The organism is Amycolatopsis benzoatilytica AK 16/65 (assembly GCF_000383915.1).
Classification (GTDB): Bacteria; Actinomycetota; Actinomycetes; order Mycobacteriales; family Pseudonocardiaceae; genus Amycolatopsis; species Amycolatopsis benzoatilytica.
The window spans coordinates 150927-169212 of record NZ_KB912942.1; the positions used below are offsets into that span (position 1 = coordinate 150927).

Below are 18286 nucleotides of genomic sequence, written 5' to 3' on the forward strand. Positions count from 1 at the left end.
GCGAAGAGTTCTCCACTTACCCCGAATGGAGCAACGACGTCAGTTGACGCAGGGCACGCCCGCGGCGGTGATGGTCTGGTCATCGGCCCCGGAAGCGGGCGGGGACGAGGGCGGCGGGGCCTGTGCGGCGCCGGTGCCGCTGGACGCACCGCTGGGCGGCTGGTAGTCCGAGCCCAGGAAAACCTTCACATGGCCCTTCGGCACGCTCTTGTCTTCCTGCACCGTCGCCTTCGTGCCGAGCGCGTCGGCGACCGCCTTGCCCGCCTCCTCGCCGCCGGCGGGGACCCAGATCACAGTGGTCTTGCGCGAGGACGCGTTATCGGTCGTCCCGGCGGTGAAGCCCTTGTCGCTCAACTGCTTCGACACGCTCGCCGCCAGTCCGGTACGGCCCGAGGCGTTGCGCACGTCGACCGTGACGGCTTTGTTCGCGTCGTTCTGCTGCGCCGCCTGGTCCGGTGCCGGCGCCTGGGCCGGTCCGGCCTGCGGACCGGCCAGGCCCTGCACGAAAGCCTTCACCTTCGCCGGGTCGACCTTGATCGCGGAGCCGTCGCTCGGGGTGCGGTAGTCGACGTTGTCGATCGGGATGGTCCGGAACTCCAGCTGGCCGCCGGTAAGGCCCTTCATCTGCTGGGCGAAGCTGAAGATGTCCCAGTTCTGGTTCAGCACCACGGACTTCTTGATCGCGTCGATCAGCGCGTTCAGCTTGCCCGGGTCGGTGAGCGTGCCCGCGGAAAGGACCTTCCGCGCCATGCCGGCCATGAACACCTGCTGGCGCACCACCCGGTCGAGGTCGCCGCGCGGCAGGCCGTGCCGCTGCCGGACGAACTCGAGCGCCTGTACGCCGTCGATGGTGTGCTGTCCCTTGGTGAACTTCGCGCCCGAGTACTCGTCGTCGACGTTGTCGTTCAGGCAGACGTCCACGCCGCCGATCGCCTTGGTGATGTCGCTGAAGCCGAGCAGGTTGATCGCGGCGTAGTTGTCGATGGTGGCGCCGGTCAGGTTCTGGACGGTCGCGATCAGGTTCTTCGCACCGGCCTGGTTCGCCTTGACGTCCAGTTCCTTCGGGTCCGTCACGCCCTGCGCCTGCAAGTCCTTGCGCGCGGTCAGCATCGCGCGGGCGTACGCGGAGTTGATCTTGTGCTTCCCGTATCCGCCGGCGATGTCGACGTAGGAGTCGCGCGGCAGCGACATCGCGACCGCTTTGCTGCCGTCGTTCGGGATGTGCACCAGGATGAGCGTGTCGGTGTTCAGCTCGCCGTCCGACTCGCCCGCGTTGAGCTGGGCGAGCTGGTCCGCGGGCAGCGGGTTGCCCTGCATGTCGGTCCGGCTGTCGAGACCGACCAGGAGGATGTCGCGGGCACCGTCGGCGGGCTGGTCGCCGCCTCCGCCGTCCCCGATGACGTCGGCGTAGTTGAGGCCGTTGACCAGGCCCTGCATCGCCGCCCATGCGTATCCGGTGAGGCCCATGACCAGCAGCGACACCACGGCGACGGCGATCTTCGCACCGCGCATCCCGCCGCGGCGGCGCCGGGGCGGCGGTCCGGACCGGCGGACCGGCCGGTACTCGTCCGGGTCTTCGCGGCGCGTCCGGGGCGGCGCGGGCTGCCGCGCCGGCGGCCGGCCGCGCTCGTCCTGCCACGAGCGGGCTGGGCGGCGATCGCCTTGCCCGTACCGAGGCGGGTAGTCCACGCGGTCGGCTCCTTCTCGTCGTACTGGTCTCCGGTTCTGAAGACGCATGGTGCCGGTCCGGGGTTGCGGCCGGTTCGCACCTCCCCCGGGCGGTGTGGTGTGCACCACCCATGGTCCGGTATCCGAAGCGGTTTCGCCCGGTTGGCGGTACGCGTGTCGCGGCTCAGCCCGCGGCCCTTGCCGCCGGTCTCGCCGGGACCAGGCAGGTGCCCGCCGCGACCAGCGCAAACACCGCGGTGGCGGTCTGCAGGACGAGCAGGACGGTGCTGTGCGCGTCGTCGGCCGCGGCGGCCACCAGGGACGGCACGCAAGTCAGCGCGGCGACGAACCAGGTTCCGGCGGAAGTCGCGGCGCCGGTCCGGACGGTGTGCAGCAGGAGCATCCCGAGCAAGAGGTGCACGAGGCTCTGGACTGGGTCCAGCTGCAGGCCGAGGAGGTCGGCGTCGGCGGAGGCGGCCCCGAACCGGGCGAGCGCGAGCCCGAAGACTCCGAGCGTCGCGTAACCGATGCCGAGGGCCGCGGCGGCGCGGGCGATCAGCACCTGACGGCCGGTGGTCGCGACACGCGGGCGAGCCGGCGGCGGCAGCGGGACGCCGGGCCTGGCCGGGTGCCGCTCGAACCACCAGAAGACGAGAGCCGCCGGTACGAGCAACAGCGCAATGGCGAGCAGCATCCGGGGACGCAAGAGCCAGCTGAGCCCGGTCGCGATCGGACCGGGCAGGTAGACGACGGCGACCAGCAGCAGCATCGTCGCGAGGAACGCGAGGTACAGGCTCATCGGAGCACGTAGTACCGCGGCGGCAGCTTGTGTGACGCGCGCGTTCGCGGCCCAGCGGCGTAGTGGCTTCGCGAGAAGGCCAAACACGCCTAGCTGCGAGACGCCGAGCAGCAGCACTGTCCACGGCCGTGCCGACAGCGCAGCCGGCGCGCCCGGGTTGCCGAGCAGCGTCGGCGAAGCGTGGAAGGCGACGACGGCTACCGAGAGAGCGCCGACGCCGATTACTGCGGCGGTAGTGAGGACGGCGCGGGGCAGACGGACGCCGCCTGCGTAGGCGAAAGCAGCCTGCTGCGCGAGGAGCGCGAGGGCCAGCGTCGCGACGTACCGCGGCCACGGGGCGTGTGCCCAGGCAGCGGTGAGTTCTCCGGCGACGACCGCGGCCGTCAACGCTGCCACTGACCACAGCCGCGTACGGCGGTACAGCGCTAGGAACGCGGGCGCGCAGACGACGGTCAGCAGGTAGACGCCGAGCAGCCACAGGGGGTGGAGCGCGATGCGCATGACGGTCGCATTGGTGCCTGCCGGGATGCCCAGGATCTCTAGCGCGAGCGGGACGATCAAGGCCACCACGGCGAAGATCAGCGCGGGGCGGAGCAACGGGCTGGAACGCTCAGCGAGGTAATGCCGGTAGCCGCGTCCGGCCTGCCAATCGGCGGCGTTCGCGAGCCCGCCGGCGAAGAAGAGCAACGGGGTCAGCTGGGCCAGCCAGGTCAACGGCCACCAGGTGCTCGGCGGCGCGCCCGCCCAGTCGGCTAGCGCGGTCACCGACTCGCCGACGATCAGGAGCACCGCGCTGGCGACCCCCAGAACAGCCCACGGACGCGGCATCCCGGCCGGACGCCGCCGGGGGACGGTGCGCCGGGTGAGGTGCCAGCCGCGCAATCGCATGACCAGCAGACAGCCGATCACGAGAACACCGGCGATCATCGGACCGAGCGGGTCGCCGACCGGCGGGCCCCAGCGCTGGTGCCACGAGTTGAGTACCAGGCCGGCCTCATAGAGGGACGCGACCGCGTGGCAGGTCCCCGCCGAGCCCATCGGGTTCAGGTCGCAGGTGTGGTGCATGTCCTGGATCAGCCGGTCGTCCAGGTCGGTGCGGGCCCACTGGTCGAGCGGATGGCCTTTGACGTTGGCATAGCGGAGGAGGTCGTAGCCGAGGTCGTGGGCACGGCAGGGGACAGCGAAGTCCCATTTGGTGTTGTCGTCGCCCCAAGGAGCGGAGCAGCCGCCGTCGGGGTGGACCGCTCGGACGGTGCCGTCGCGGGCGGGTTGCGCGGCGGGATGGCCGCCCATGACCTTGGTGAAGTCGTGCGGGAGAAGGGGGAGCGCGGTGGCGTCGGGGCCGGGATGGGTGAGCGCGACGATGGCGTTCTGCGCGGCCAGGACGTCGCCGGTCGGGGGGCCTTGGTCAGGCGGGGAAGCGGGACGGGAAGCGATCAGGCCGAAGGCGAAGACGGTCAGCAGGACCAGGAAGAGCCAGCCGGAGGCGGCCCAGGGGCGGCGAGTGGTCGCGGCGGCCTGGGGGCGGGTGGCGAGCGCTGGCATGGGGTCCAGGGTGCCAGGTGAGGTTCGGCGGGGGGAGGTGGACGGCCCCCGTTTGTGGGTGGGGTTGTCCAGGGGGCTTGGCCGGGTCTTGTGCGAGGGGCTTCCGCGGCGGCTGGGGTTCGCGGGGCCTGGGTGGCGATTGGGTTGTCGATTGGGTTGTCGTGGCTTGTGCGGTCGGACCTTCTGTACGCGGAGCATGCGGGGGTGCCGGGCGTGGGCAGGCGGGCGGTCCCCCGGGCGGGCGGGCGCCCGGCGGTGAGGTCGCCGGACGGCGAGGTCCCCAGGGCGGGCGGGCTCCCGGCGGACCGGTCGCCCGGCGGTCAGGTCGCCCGGCGGTGCGGTCGCCCGGGCGGACCGGTCGCAGGGGTGGTGAGGCCTCCGGGCGAGAGGTCGGCATTCCGTGAGGGGCCCCTTGAGGGACTTAGATTCCCTCAAGGGGCCCCTCACGGACATCGCCGGGAGGGCCGCGCAAGCCGGCGTAAGGCTGCACGCCGGTAAGTCCACAACCCGTGAGCCCGACAAGCCCGCACCCGAGCAAGCCCCAGAACCACCGATTCCGCCATCGCGGCCCGAAATCCGCACTCTCGGTTCACCAAACGGCCGCATCCGGCAACCCATGGCTTCTGAATCGTTTCGCGATTAATCGCAAAGCCGTCTCGATCGCCGGAATTGTGGATCACTCAAGAAGTCGGATTCGCATCCGCGAACCGAACCTGGTTCCGGCCGCCTTCCTTCGCCGTGTACACCGCGGCGTCGGCGGCGTGCAGCAACTGTTCCAGTGTCGTTCCGTTCACGCCGAGCAATGCGACCCCGATCGACGCCGTCCGGCCGGTGATCAATGCCGAACCGCCGCGTTTGTCGGTTGTCGAGATGCGTTGGTCGGCTACCGCGGCGCGGATGCGTTCCGCGGTCACCTTCGCGGCCGTAGTGTCCACATCGGGCAGCAGGATCAGGAACTCCTCGCCGCCGAAGCGGCCGAGGATGTCCTTGGGGCGGGTGATCTCGTCCAGTGTCTGCGCGACGGTCCGGAGGACGTCGTCGCCCGCCGGGTGGCCGAAGGTGTCGTTGATCCACTTGAAGTGGTCCAGATCGATCATCAGCAGGGCCAGGGTTTCCCCGCCGCGGGCGGACCGGGTCAGTGCCCGCTCCGCGGATTCCGACCAGCCGCGCACGTTGAAGATCCCGGTTTTCGGATCCGTTCGCGCCTCGGACTGCAGTTGGTTGATTTCCGCCAGCCGGTTGCCCAGCACCGTGATCAGCACCAGGATCACGATCGCCGGCGGAATGTCCACGAGCAGGATCGTCGCGATCGTGCCCAGGCCGATGGTCGACAGTTCCAGCAGGTTGTCGTCCTTGGTGCCCAGCACGTTGCTCAGCGTGGGCGAGGACGTGCCGCCCAGTGCGAGCAGTCCTCCGATGACCACGGCCTGCAATGCGGCGTAACAGAAACCAACCACCATCAGGATGCCGAAGACCTGCACCGAGTTCGCCGGCGACAGCTGGGCCAGTTCGGCCGACGCGAACGTCTGGAACAGGTAGTGTGCCAGCAACGCCGAGACCGCGTGCGTGAACGAGGTGAACACGAACTTGTGCGGCGGCCGGCGGGAGTTGAACCAGCGCTGCACGCGAAGCAGCACGATCAGCAGCAGAGTCAGCGGGATCGGCAGCAGCAGCGCGGCGGGGAACACCCAGATGCCGGACAGGTCGATGTGGACGGCGGTGACCCGGTTGCGCCGCCGTTCCTCCTGCCTGCGGGTGAGCTGGATGTGCACCGTGGCGCAGCCGGCGAGGATGCCGAATCTGGCCCAGTCCACGAGAGTCGGGCCCGGCGACGAGACCACGCCGAAGGTCAGCAGCGCGACCGCGATCGCTTCCCACGCCAGCAGGAACGCGACCATCCGGCGAGGTTTCGTCCAGAGATCCCATGACGGCACCGGATTCCCGGCGATGAGCGCGCGCGCCCGCTCGGCCAGTCCCCTCGCCCTGGTCGTCTCCTCCCCGGGGGCGCGGTGCTCACCGCTCGCCGGTTCGGTTCCGGGCATCGGGCCGTGCCTCCTCGGGTGTGCGATGCGGTTCCCGGAAGGTTCCCGCTTCTGTGTTGTTATCGTTTGCCGGTATCATCTCACTTACCGACTTCCCGAGCAGTATTCGGTCGCAGTCCCCGAACCCCGGAGACGTCTTCCGCGAGACCTGGTGTATCCATGAAGGGAATTGCGGAGGAGAGTCCGCCCGTCCCCCCGAGCGAGGTGTTTTCCGTGCGCGACCGCGAAGCCTGAATCGAGCTGTTGTCATTTTCCGATGAATTGTCAGCGAGCTGAGGTGAACAGCAGTGCGTGACCGCGAGGCGTGAGTTCCGTGACCGAACCAGGAGCAGATTCGTGACAATGCGAGCGGAGGTGTGTTCCGTGCGTGACCGCGAGGCGTGAAAAGACTTCCGGCCCGACAGCTTCGGGCCGTACCGGACCAGACTGCGACACTGTCGCGGCGTGTCCGGGCGACCACGACCGGCAACCATGTCAGGCTCCGGCCGCGACGGCGTGCCGCACCCGGATCCAGGAGAACGCGGTGGGGATCGCCAGCGCTACCCCGGCCAGCCCGGCCAGTGCGATGGCGGTGATCGCGGACCCGGTGAACTGGGCGACCACCCCTCCGAGAGCCACCCCGATGCCCTGCGCGACCCGCAGCCCGGTGCGGTACAACCCGCCGGCGCCGCCGCGCAGTTCGTTCGGAACCCAGGTGGAGAACGTCGCGGTCACGGTGATGATGTAGGCGCCCATCGCACCGGCGAGCGCGAGCAGGACGAGCGCGACCACCAGGTTCGGTTCCAGCAGGAACAGGGCGAGCAAGGCGAGCGAAGCGATCGCCAGCACGCCGAGCAGCCGCTGACGGACGTCGGCGGACGCGAACTTCGACAGCAAGTAGGCCCCGGCGACGAAGCCGAGCGGGTCGGCGGCGAGCAGCCAGCCGACCGCGGCGGACGGCGCGTTCAGCTGCTGGGCCAGCGGCGCGGCCAGGCCCTCGGGCACCACGGCGAGTCCCACCAGCCACGACAACGCGATCAGCACGCGCAGCTTGCGCTGCCCGAACACCCAGCGGGTCGCGGAGAACCACGTGGAGTGCTCGCCGCCCGCGGCGGGCCGGTTGTGCACCCAGCCCCGCACGATCGCCGCGGCGATCGCGAAGCTGACCGCGTCGATCGCCAGCGCCCAGGACGTGCCCACCGCAGTCACCAGCACGCCGCCACCGGCCAGGCCGAGCAGTTGCACGGTATTCGTGGTGATGCCGCGGAGGTCCTGGCTGCGCAGATACAGCTCGTCGTCGAGGAACACCTCGCGGGTGATCGCGTTCTGCGCCGCGTTCGCCGGGGAAGCCGCCAGCTGCACCGCGACCAGTAACAGGCACAGCACGACCAGTGGCATCCCGGGCAGGCTCATCAGCCCTACCAGCACCGCCTGCACCGCCGCGCTGACGCTCAGCACCGCGCGACGCGGATAGCGGTCGGCGAGGAACGACAGCCCGAGCCCGCCGGCGAGGGCGGGCAGGAAGGTGAGTGCGTAGACGACCGCGGCCCACAGCGCCGAACCGGTGCGGTGGTAGACGAGGATGGACAGCGCCACCTTCGCCAGCTGGTCGCCCGCGCTCGAGACGGCTTCCGCCGCCCAGAGAACGCGGTATTCGACATTCCGCAGCGGTGCTGTGAGCCGTGAAGTCGCTTCGGTCGTCACGGGGTGACCACTGCCCCCTCCCCGATCGAGTGAATGCAGGTGTTCCCGCATTGTGCCTTCGCCAGTGACGCTCCCGACCGGGAGTGTCACCGAGCCGGCCGAGGGTCCACCCTCAGTATGCCGCCGATCACACCAGGGTGAACAGCCGGGAAGAATCCGGTGGCCGGAACGCGCACGCCGTTCGTCGGGGGTCCGCGCCGGTCAGCCGGGCGACCGCCGGGCCGGAGCGCGCGACCGCCGGACCCCGGCCTGGGTGATCTGTCGCGGGGTATCGCCGAGCTGATCAGCCGTCCCGCGTTCGGCGCAGCACGCCCACCGTTCGCCGCGACCCCGGGGATCGGCCGTTCCGGTTGCGCCGAACGGGCGAACACTGGAAGGGACCCGGCGGAGCGGCCGTCGTCCTGCCGGGGCGCCAGTGGGGAGTGAGCATGGACAGGCTCTTGCCGGACAAGGCAGTGGTGGTGACCGGGGCCGGCCGCGGGCTCGGGGAAGCGTTCGCCGGGCACGTGGCACAGGCCGGCGGTGCGGTGGTGGTCAACGACATCGACCTCGAAATGGCGGAACGCGTCGCGGCGGCGATCCGCGCCCGGGGCGGGCGGGCGGTCGCCAGCGGGCACGACGTGGCGGACGCGGCGCAGGCGCAGGCGATCGTCGACCAGTGCGTCGGCGAGTTCGGCCGGATCGACGGGCTGGTCAACAACGCGGGCCTCAACTACGAAGCGCTGCCCTGGGAGGACGACGCCGAGCAGGCCCGGCAGCTGGTCGAGGTCAACGTGCTGGGCGTGATGTACACCGGGCTGGCCGCGATCCGCGCGATGGTCGACGCGGGCGGCGGCGGGGCGATCGTCAACATCTCCTCCGGCGCGTCGCTCGGGCAGCGGAAGCTGGGCGTGTACGCGGCGAGCAAGGGCGCGGTCGCGTCGCTGACCTACTCGTGGGCGCTGGACCTCGAAGAGTCCGGCATCCGGGTGAACGCGGTGTGCCCGGTGGCGCACACCCGGATGGTCTGGAAATCGGAACGCGCGCTGCGAGCCTGTCCGCCGGAGCGCACCCCGGACAAAATCGCGCCGGTCGTGGTGTTCCTGCTCGGCGCGGGCTCGGAAGGGATCACCGGGCAGCTGATCCGGTGCAACGGCCCGCAGCTGCACGTGATGGGCCAGCCGTATCTGAAGCAGCCGATCCTGGAACGGCCGGGCTGGGACGACGAAACCGTGCAGCAGGCGTTCGACGAGGTGTTCTCCGCCCACCTGGAGAACTACGGCCTGGAGAAGCGGGTGCCGCCGCGGCTGCGGAAGTGGACGGAGAACTCGATCCGGGCGTCGTGATCAGCGGGCTTTGGCGGCGGCCTCGCGGCAACCGGGCAGGTCGGCCGAGCGCAGGGTCGCGCCGACGGCGGCGAGGGCCGCGGAGTTCATCGACAGGCTGGTCACCCCGAGCCCGGCGAGGATCGGAGCGAGGGCCGGATCGGCGGCGGCCTCCCCGCAGACGCCGACCGGCTTCCCGGCGACGGCCCCGGCCTCGGCGACCAATCCGACGAGCCGCAGCAGCGCGGGCTGACCCGGGTCGTTGAGCGCGGCGACCGCGCCGAGCTGGCGGTCGGCGGCGAAAACGTACTGCGCGAGATCGTTCGTGCCCAGCGAAACAAAATCCACCTCGGCGAGGATTTCCTTGGCGCACAAGGCTGCAGCCGGGATCTCGATCATCACGCCGGCCCGGGCGATCCCGGCCGCTCGCGCTCGCTCGGCGAACCAGCGCGCTTCCGCGGCGGTCGCGATCATCGGGGCCATCACGGAAAGTTCGGCCCCGGTGTCGGCGGCGGCCGCCGCGATCGCGGTCAGCTGCCGGTCCAGCAGCTCCGGCCGGTCGAACGCGACGCGCACCCCGCGTACTCCCAGCGCCGGGTTCGGTTCGTCGCCCATGTCCAGGAACGCCAGCGGTTTGTCCGAACCGGCGTCGAGCGTGCGGACGATCACCGGCTTCCCGGCGAACGGTTCGAGCACGGCCGCATAGGCCGCTCGCTGCGCGTCCACGGTCGGCTCTTCGGTCGCGGCGAGATAGCAGAATTCCGTGCGGAACAAGCCGATTCCCTCCGCTCCCGCCTCCGCCGCAGCACGCGCGTCCGCGGCCGAGCCGACGTTCGCGAGCAGCTTCACCGGATGCCCGTCGGCCAGCGCGCCGACGCCGTCCCACTCCGCCCGCGGCTTCCGGGCCACCGCACGCACGGTGCCATCCGACGGCGAAACCGTGCCGGCGGCACCGTCCACTTCGAGGCCCGGACTGTCCACGGCGAGCACTCCGGCGCACGCGACGACGGCCGGAATTCCCAAGGCGCGAGCGAGAATCGCGGTGTGGCTCGTCGGCCCGCCTTCTTCGGTCACCAGGGCGAGAACCAGGGCCGGATCGAGCCCGGCGGTGTCCGCGGGGGCGAGGTCTCGGGCGACCAGGACGCTTGGCGACGTCAGCTCGGGCACGCCCGGCGGCGTCACGCCGAGCAGGTCGGCGACGATCCGGTCGCGGACGTCGGCGATGTCGCGGACGCGTTCGGCCAGGTAGCCGCCCGCGGCTTCGAGCGCCGTCATGAATTCCGCCGCGGCCTCCCAGACCGCGCGCGGGGCAGGAAGCGACTGCGCGCGGACGAACCGTTCGGCGGACGCGAGCAGCGCCGGGTCCGCGGCCATCGCAGCGGTCGTTTCCAGCACCGACCGGGCATCACCGGACACAGAACGGGCACGATCGGACAACCGGGCAGCGACCCGGGCGGCGGCCGGGCCGATCCGGCCGGACTCCACGTCCAGGTCGCCGGGAACCGGGCGGTCGGTGGGTTGGTGCAGCTCAGTGGCCACGACGACGCGTGGGCCCGCGGCTTGACCGGCGCTGACTCCGACTCCGGACAACGACATGACGAGACCTCCGAGAGCAAAGGATCTTGTAACTGGGGATTGACACTACGGTAACAACGGGCACAATCAAATGACAACGGGCAAACAGCGGAGAGGAACGGGCATGTACGCCGCCGAACGGCACCAGCTCCTGGCACAACGGGCACGCCGCGACGGACGGGTCGACGTGGGCGACCTCGCCGCCGAACTGGGGGTCGCCCCCGAGACGATCCGCCGCGATCTCGGTGTGCTCGAACGCCAAGGCGTCGTCCGCCGGGTCTACGGCGGCGCGGTCGCGGTGGACCGGCTGGACTTCGAACCCGAGGTCGCCCAACGAGACCAGACCAACGCCGCGGAGAAGGACGCGATCGCCCGAGCCGCTCTCGACCAGCTGCCCGAACGCGGTTCGGTGCTGCTCGACGCGGGCACCACGACCAGCCGCCTGGCGACGCTGCTCCCGGCCGACCGGGACCTCACCGTCTTCACGAACTCGATCCCGATCGCCTCGATCCTCGCCACTCGCCCGGGAATCACGTTGCAGATCCTCGGCGGCCGGGTCCGCGGCACGACGCTCGCCACCGTCGGCACCGGCTCCCTGCACGCGCTCGACGGGCTGCTCGCCGACGTCGCTTTCCTCGGCGCGAACGGGTTTTCCGCCGAGCACGGCTGCACCACCCCGGACCTCGAAGAGGCCGCGGTGAAGTCCGCGCTCGTCTCGGCCGCCCGCCGGCGCGTCCTGCTCGCCGACCACAGCAAGTACGGCACCGACCAGCTCAGCCGGTTCGCGCGGCTGTCGGAGATCGACGTCCTGGTGACCGACGGCGGGATCGACGCGGGCGCGGTCGCCGAGCTCGAAGAAGCCGGCCCCGAGGTGGTGCTCGCATGATCGTCACCGTCACGCCCAACCCGAGCCTCGACCGCACTGCGCAGCTCGGCGTGCTGCGCCGCGGCGAGGTGCTGCGGGCCTCCCGCGTCCGCCTCGATCCCGGCGGCAAGGGCGTCAACGTCTCCCGGGCGCTGGCCGCCGCCGGGTCGCCGACCGTCGCGCTGCTCCCTGCGGGCGGCCCGGTCGGCGAACGGCTGGCCGACCTGCTCGCGCCGGAGGGCGTCCCGGTCGTCGCGGTGCCGATCGCCGGCACCACCCGCAGCAACATCACCCTGGTCGAAGCGGACGGAACCACCACCAAAATCAACGAGCCCGGCCCGGAGATCTCCCCGGCCGAGCTGGCTGTCCTCGAACAACGCACCGTCGAACTCGCCGGCCGCGCCGAGTGGCTGGTGTGCTGTGGCAGCCTGCCGGCCGGAGTGCCGGACGACTTCTACGCCCGGCTCGGCAAACTCGCCCACGACGCCGGCGCGAAGGTCGCCGTCGACTCTTCCGGAGCGCCGCTGGCCGCCGCGCTCGCCGCCGGTCCCGACCTGATCAAACCGAACCTCGACGAGCTGGCCGAGCTGGCGGGCCGCGCGTTGCCGCTGCTCGGCGACGTCGTCGAGGTGTGCGAGGACCTGGTCGCCGACGGCGTCGGCGCGGTGCTGGTCAGCCTCGGCGCACGCGGCGCCGTGCTGGTCGGCCGAACCGAGACCCGCCACGCGCTCGGCCCGCTGGTCGCCGTGCGCAGCACCGTCGGCGCCGGAGACGCCGCACTCGCCGGGTTCCTCCACGCGGGAGGAACCGGCCCCCGAGCCCTGCGCGCCGCGGTCGCCTACGGCACCGCCGCGGTCGCGCAGGAGGGCAGCCGCATGCCCGCCCCGGAGCACGTGCACCCGGACCAGGTGCGCCTGCTCGCCGCCGATCCCACCCTCACCCTCAGCGGAGCCGCCGCATGACCACGCCAGACCTGATCACCGCCGACCTGGTCGACCTCGAGCTCGCCGCCGCGGACAAAAACGCCGCGGTTCGCGCGCTCGCCGGACGGCTCGTCTCCGCCGGGCGGGTGACCGACCTCGACCTCTTCCTCAAGGACGTCGCTGCCCGCGAAGAGCAGATGGCCACCGGACTGGAAGGCGGGATCGGCATCCCGCATTGCCGTTCGGTCGCCGTCACCACGCCCACGCTCGCCTTCGGCCGCAGTGCCGGGGGAATCGACTTCGGCGCGCCGGACGGACCGGCGAAGCTGATCTTCCTGATCGCCGCGCCCGACGGCGCGGATTCCGCTCACCTGAAGGTTCTCGCCGCGCTCGCCCGCCGGCTCGTCCGCGCCGAGTTCAAGCAGACGCTGCTGGACGCCGCCGATCCGGCGGCGGTCGCGGCCTACATCAGCGAGGAGGTGGCCTGACATGAAGTTCGTCGCCATCACCGCGTGCCCCACCGGCATCGCGCACACCTACATGGCCGCCGAATCGCTGGAGCAGACCGCGAAGGCCAACGGCGACACGATCGTGGTCGAGACACAGGGTTCCGCAGGTTCCGAGCCGCTGTCCGCGGCGGACATCGCGGAAGCCGACGCGGTCATCTTCGCCGCCGACCTCGCCGTGCAGGGCCGGGAGCGGTTCGACGGCAAGCCGATCGTCGAGGCTCCGGTCAAGGCCGCCATCAACGACGCGGCCGGGCTGTTCGCGCAGGCGAAAGCGGCGGCCGCGAATCCGCCGGCGGCGAGCCCGGCCAAGACCGGACCCGAACTGGCCACCAAGGTCGGCGAGCACGACCGGCTCGGCACGCGCATCCGCCAGTGGCTGATGACCGGTGTCAGTTACCTCATCCCGTTCGTCGCCGCGGGCGGCTTGCTCATCGCGGTGAGCTTCGCGCTCGGCGGATACCAGGTCGCCAACGCGCCCAAAGTCACCGAGCATTTCGACGCGGGTTCGGTCGCGGGCTGGGCCGCGCTGATGTTCCAGATCGGCAGCGTCGCGTTCCAGTTCCTGGTGCCGGTGCTGGCCGGGTTCATCGCGTTCGCGATGGCGGACCGGCCCGCCATCGCCCCCGGTTTCGTCGGCGGCGCGATTTCGGTCGCCATCGGCGCCGGCTTCCTAGGCGGTCTGGTGGCCGGTCTGTTCGCCGGCGGCGTCGTGCTGGCGCTCAAGAAGATCCGGGTGCCGAAAGCGATGCGCGGGATCATGCCGGTGGTCGTCTACCCGCTGCTCGGGTCCGTGGTGGTCGGGGTCCTGATGTACGTCGTGGTCGGCAAGCCGATCGCGATTGCCACGACCGGCCTCACCCACTGGCTCAACAGCCTCAGCGGCACCAGCGCGGTGCTGCTGGGCGCGCTGCTCGGCCTGATGATGGCGTTCGACATGGGCGGGCCGGTGAACAAGGCGGCCTACGCGTTCGCCGTCGGCGGTCTCACCACCGGCAGCGCCGGCTCGCTGCAGATCATGGCGGCGGTGATGGCGGCCGGGATGGTGCCGCCGCTCGCCCTCGCACTGGCCTCCACTGTCCGGAAGAAGCTGTTCACGGCCGCGGAGCGGGAGAACGGCCGGGCCGCGTGGCTGCTCGGCGCGTCGTTCATCACCGAAGGCGCGATTCCGTTCGCCGCGGCGGATCCGTTCCGGGTGATCCCGTCGATCATGTTCGGTTCGGCCGTCACCGGTGCGCTGTCGATGGCGTTCGGCACCACGCTGCGCGCGCCGCACGGCGGAATCTTCGTGCTGCCGCTGATCGGCAACCCGCTGCTGTTCCTGGTCGCGCTCGTCGCCGGGACGCTGGTCGCCACCGCTTCGGTGATCTTGCTCAAGCAAGTGCGGTCCCGCTCCGCCGACGAGACCGCCGTCGTTTCCGCCCAGCCGATTAACGCCTGAGGAGGCCACTGTGTATCAGCGCCGCATTGCCGTTGCCAGCAGCGTCGGATTGCACGCCCGTCCGGCCGGGCTGGTCGCGCAGGCCGCCGCCGCCCAGCCCGCGAAGGTCCGCATCGCCAAGGTGTCCGGCGGAGCTGCCGGTGACCCGGTCGACGCGGGCAGCGTGCTCAGCCTGATGACGCTCGGCGCCGCGTACGGCGACGAGGTGGAGCTGAGCGCGGACGGCGAACAGGCCAGGGAATCGGTCGACGTGCTGGTCGAGCTGATCGCCCGGGACCTGGACGCCTGACGCTTGTTTCCCGTGGTGCTGTCGTGATGTCTGGGCGGCCGGTGTGCCGGTCTGTCCGTGAAGGGCCCCTTCAGGGACTTGGATTCCCTCAAGGGGTCCTTCACGGATAGGTCAGCGGACCGTTCGGCGCGCACCACATGAGACAAGCTCTTGGCGAATGGCTGGGGCCGGTTTTGACCGGCCCCAGCCATTCACGCGTACAGGGAGGCGATGTCCGGCTCGTACCGGTCGTTGATCACCCGCCGCTTGAGCTTCAGGGTCGGGGTCAGCTCGCCGGTTTCCGGCGTCCACGCGGTGGTGATCACGTGGTACCGCTTGATCTGCTCGACCCGGGCGAGCCTGCTGTTGGCGGATTCCACGGCCCGGTCGATCTCCGCGCGCACCGCCTCGTGCCGGGCCAGGACTTCGATGTCCGCCGCCTCGACGCCGTTCGCCGCGGCCCAGCCGGGAGCGATCTCGTCGTCCAGCACGATCAGCGCGGTCACGTAGGGGCGGCGGTCGCCGATCGCGACCGCCTGGCCGATCAGCGGGTGTTCCTTCAGCAAGCCCTCGATCCGGGTCGGCGCGATGTTCTTGCCGCTCGACGTGATGATCAGTTCCTTCTTGCGGTCGGTGATCGTGACGTAGCCGTCCTCGTCGATCGTGCCGATGTCGCCGGTCGCGAACCAGCCCTCGTCGTCGGTCGCCGGCTCGATCGTGCCGTCCTCCTGCAGATAGCCCAGGAAGACGATCGGGCCGCGGACGAACAGTTCGCCGTCTTCGCCGACCTTCACCTCGACGCCGTCGATCGGCCGGCCGACGGTGCCGGCCCGGAACGCTTCGGCACTGTTGGCGGTCGCCGCTCCGGTGGTCTCGGACAGGCCCCAGACCTCGCGGATCTCCACGCCCAGCCCGGCCAGGAAGTACAGCACCTCCACCGGCAGCGCGGCCGCGCCGCTGGACGCGACCGCCAGCTTGTCCAGCCCGAGCAGGCCGCGCACCGGGGCGAGCACGGCCTCGTCGGTCTTCGCGATCCGCTCGGCCAGGTCGGCGGGCACCTCCTCGCCGGCGCTGCGGAGTTTGTAGCCTTCCTGCAGCAGTTCGTTGGCCGCGAGCAGCGCGTCGCGCCGGTCTTCGGGGACGCCGGCGAGCATGTTCTTCAAGCCCGCCACCATTTTCTCCCACACCCGCGGCACGCCGAAGAAGCTCTGCGGACGCACCTGGCCGAGCGCGGCGACCACCCCGGACGGGTCGCCGACGGTGTGCACGTGCCCGGCGGCGACGATCGGAAGATAGATCGACAATTCGCGTTCGGCGATGTGCGCCAGCGGCAGGTACGCGATGTTCGTGGCGTGCCACGGTGCTTGGTGGAGGGTGTGCACCGCGAGTCCTTCGTGGATCGCGTTGCGGTGCGAGAGGACGACGCCCTTGGGGTCGCCGGTGGTGCCGGAGGTGTAGATCATCGCGAGCGGGTCGTCCGGGCGGATCGCTTGCCAAGCTCGGTCGAACGCGCCCGGATCGGCGGCCAGCGCGGCGCGGCCGGCTTCGCGGACGGCGGAGTAGGCGATGAACCGGTCGTCGCCCTCCGGAATCGCGGTCTCGTCGAACAGGACGATGCGGCGCAGCGCGGGCAGCTCGCCGAGGACCGGCAGCCAGCGGGACAGTTCGTCCTCGCCGGCCAGTACGACGACCGGCGCGGCGCTGTGCTTCGCGACGTAGCCGATCTGCGACGGGCTCAGCGTCGCGTACGCGGTGCACGGGATGGCGGCGAGGTGCACTGCGGCCAGATCGGCGATCAAGTGGTCCGGCGAGCTGGGGGCCATGATCAGCATGCGGTCGCCGGCACCGAGACCCAGCTCGGCGAGCCCGCGGGACACTTCGGCGATCGCGGTGCGGAACTCGGCCCAGGTGAGGGTGGGCCGTCCTTCGAGATCCAGCGAAGTGAGCGCGGGCTGGTCGCCGTACTCGACGGCGTTGCGCCGCAGCAACAGCGGGATGGTCTGGCCTTCGGTCTGCTCGGCAATCGACTGGGTCAACGCTGACCTCCTCCATGGCGCCTGGTGAGGGTCACTGTAGGTGCTCGGGGCCGGTGCGGATAGAGAATCCCGGCCAGCCTCGGCCCTCGATATCCGCGGTCCGGTCCTGTTTCAATGAGTCCGACCCGGTACCTGAGGAGCATGTGATGACCGAAACCGCCGCGCCTGTCGCGAGTCTCGCCGCCGAGGCGGCCGCGCTGGACGGTGCCGACCCGCTCGCCGCGAAGCGCGCGGAGTTCGACCTTGACCCGGAAGTGGCCTACTTCGACGGGAATTCCCTTGGCGCGCCGCCGAAAAACGTGGCCGAACGGGTGACCGAGGTGATCCGGCAGCAGTGGGGACGGCGGCTGATCCGGTCCTGGGAGGAGACCTGGTGGGCGGCCCCGCAGCGGATCGGGGAACGGATCGCGCCGCTGGTCGGCGCGGCGGCCGGACAGGTCGTGGTGGCTGATTCCACCAGCGTCGACGTGTTCAAGCTGCTGGTCGCGGCGGTCCGGGCGAATCCGGGTCGCGACGAGATCCTGGTGGACGCGGGCACCTTCCCGACCGACGGCTACCTGGCCGACCAGGTCGCCCGGCTGACCGGGCACACCGTGCGCCGGGTGCCGGTGGCGCGGATGCCCGGCGAGGCGAACGAGCGGACCGCGGCGGTGCTCGCCAATCACGTGGACTACGTGAGCGGCCAGTTGCACGACATGCCGTCGGTGACCGAGGCGGTGCACGCCGCCGGCGCGCTGGCGGTGTGGGATCTCTGCCACAGCGTCGGCGCCATCCCGGTGCGGCTCGACGCGTGCGCGGCCGACTTCGCGGTCGGCTGTACGTACAAGTTCCTCAACGGCGGTCCGGGTTCGCCCGCGTTCGTCTACGTGGCGCAGCGGCATCAGGCGGAGTTCGACCAGCCGCTGGCGGGCTGGGCCGGGCACGCGGACCCGTTCGGGATGGAGCCGGGATACCGGGCGAATCCGGGAATCGAGCGGGCCCGGACCGGCACTCCGGACATCCTGTCGATGCTCGCGCTCGACGCGGCGCTGGACGTGTGGGACGGCCTGGATCTCGCGGTGCTGCGGGCGAAGGGGCTGGCGCTGGGAGACTTCTTCTTCCGGTGCCTGGACGAGCTGATTCCGGACGCGGACGTGGTGACGCCCCGGAACCACGCGCGGGGCCACCAGGTTTCGGTTCGCGATCCCGGCGGGCGGAAGACGATGGACGCGTTGTACGCACGCGGAGTGCTCGGCGATTTCCGGCCGCCGGACGTGCTGCGGTTCGGGCTGGCGCCGCTGTACACGACGTTCGGCGAGGTGCTGCGCGCGGTGACCGTGTTGCGCGAGGTCCGCTGAGGTGCTCGTCCGTGAAGGGCCCCTGCGGGAATCTGAGTCCGGTAAGGGTCCTTCCCGGACCGCGTCGTCCGGCCGGCGCGGAACGCAACCGCGGCTGGACGGCGCGGCGCTGCTTTTCGGGAACCGTCCGCAGAATGGTGTCCGCCGCTGAATTCGGGAGCTATTTCTTCAATTTCCGGTCGATTCCGCCGCCAATGTCAAAATGCGCATGTGGTTCTTGTTAATTCGATCTTGCTGGAGGTGCGCGCGTTTTCGTGATGGACCTCACGTGAGGGGCGCGTCGACGGGCCGGAT

At 70.9% G+C, this 18286-nt stretch carries 13 protein-coding genes; 7 read left to right on the plus strand and 6 right to left on the minus strand.

Features of this window, described 5'->3' with window-relative positions; genetic code table 11:
• Positions 1–39: 39 nt before the first annotated feature.
• The 4 genes from AMYBE_RS0100705 to AMYBE_RS0100720 all read right to left on the minus strand — a co-directional run bounded on the left by AMYBE_RS0100705 (position 40) and on the right by AMYBE_RS0100720 (position 7737).
• Complete coding sequence (locus AMYBE_RS0100705; RefSeq protein ID WP_020657398.1) at positions 40–1689, minus strand: LCP family protein; 1650 nt, start codon at positions 1687–1689, stop codon at positions 40–42.
• Between the two features lie 163 nt (positions 1690–1852).
• Positions 1853–4012, minus strand: a complete 2160-nt coding sequence (locus tag AMYBE_RS0100710) for a phospholipase A2 (protein ID WP_020657399.1) — start codon at positions 4010–4012, stop codon at positions 1853–1855.
• 680 nt (positions 4013–4692) lie between these two features.
• Positions 4693–6054: a GGDEF domain-containing protein gene (locus AMYBE_RS0100715; RefSeq protein WP_084469842.1), complete on the minus strand. Its 1362-nt coding sequence runs from the start codon at positions 6052–6054 to the stop codon at positions 4693–4695.
• Between the two features lie 474 nt (positions 6055–6528).
• Entirely contained in the window at positions 6529–7737 is a 1209-nt protein-coding gene (locus AMYBE_RS0100720) for an MFS transporter (protein WP_020657401.1), read from the minus strand.
• Between the two features lie 428 nt (positions 7738–8165).
• On the opposite strand from AMYBE_RS0100720, the gene AMYBE_RS0100725 reads away from it, so the two are divergent.
• Positions 8166–9062 (plus strand): SDR family NAD(P)-dependent oxidoreductase, encoded by an 897-nt coding sequence (locus AMYBE_RS0100725; RefSeq protein WP_020657402.1) that lies wholly within the window; start codon positions 8166–8168, stop codon positions 9060–9062.
• Here the strand turns inward: AMYBE_RS0100725 and ptsP are convergent, their stop codons facing one another.
• Positions 9063–10637 (minus strand): phosphoenolpyruvate--protein phosphotransferase, encoded by a 1575-nt coding sequence (gene ptsP, locus AMYBE_RS0100730; protein WP_020657403.1) that lies wholly within the window; start codon positions 10635–10637, stop codon positions 9063–9065.
• Positions 10638–10740: 103 nt separating this feature from the next.
• Here ptsP and AMYBE_RS0100735 point away from each other — a divergent pair, with 103 nt between their 5' ends.
• The 5 genes from AMYBE_RS0100735 to AMYBE_RS0100755 are packed head-to-tail and all read left to right on the plus strand — an operon-like array spanning position 10741 to position 14640.
• On the plus strand, positions 10741–11502 hold the full coding sequence (locus AMYBE_RS0100735; protein ID WP_020657404.1) for a DeoR/GlpR family DNA-binding transcription regulator: 762 nt from the start codon (positions 10741–10743) through the stop codon (positions 11500–11502).
• Complete coding sequence (gene pfkB / locus AMYBE_RS0100740; protein ID WP_020657405.1) at positions 11499–12443, plus strand: 1-phosphofructokinase; 945 nt, start codon at positions 11499–11501, stop codon at positions 12441–12443. The genes AMYBE_RS0100735 and pfkB overlap by 4 nt, the downstream gene beginning before the upstream one ends.
• Positions 12440–12892 (plus strand): PTS sugar transporter subunit IIA, encoded by a 453-nt coding sequence (locus AMYBE_RS0100745; protein WP_020657406.1) that lies wholly within the window; start codon positions 12440–12442, stop codon positions 12890–12892. Before pfkB ends, AMYBE_RS0100745 begins: the two co-directional genes overlap by 4 nt.
• Before the next feature lies 1 nt (position 12893).
• Positions 12894–14351: a PTS fructose transporter subunit IIC gene (locus AMYBE_RS0100750; protein ID WP_020657407.1), complete on the plus strand. Its 1458-nt coding sequence runs from the start codon at positions 12894–12896 to the stop codon at positions 14349–14351.
• A gap of 10 nt (positions 14352–14361) precedes the next feature.
• Positions 14362–14640 (plus strand): HPr family phosphocarrier protein, encoded by a 279-nt coding sequence (locus AMYBE_RS0100755; RefSeq protein ID WP_020657408.1) that lies wholly within the window; start codon positions 14362–14364, stop codon positions 14638–14640.
• A gap of 191 nt (positions 14641–14831) precedes the next feature.
• Here AMYBE_RS0100755 and AMYBE_RS0100760 read toward each other — a convergent pair whose 3' ends face one another.
• Positions 14832–16655, minus strand: coding sequence for an AMP-dependent synthetase/ligase (locus AMYBE_RS0100760; RefSeq protein WP_020657409.1), 1824 nt, complete (start codon positions 16653–16655; stop codon positions 14832–14834).
• Between the two features lie 146 nt (positions 16656–16801).
• Between AMYBE_RS0100760 and kynU the strand changes: the two genes are divergently transcribed.
• The gene (kynU, locus tag AMYBE_RS0100765; protein WP_020657410.1) at positions 16802–17992 is read left to right on the plus strand and encodes a kynureninase; all 1191 of its coding nucleotides are present in this window, start codon (positions 16802–16804) and stop codon (positions 17990–17992) included.
• Positions 17993–18286: the final 294 nt, after the last annotated feature.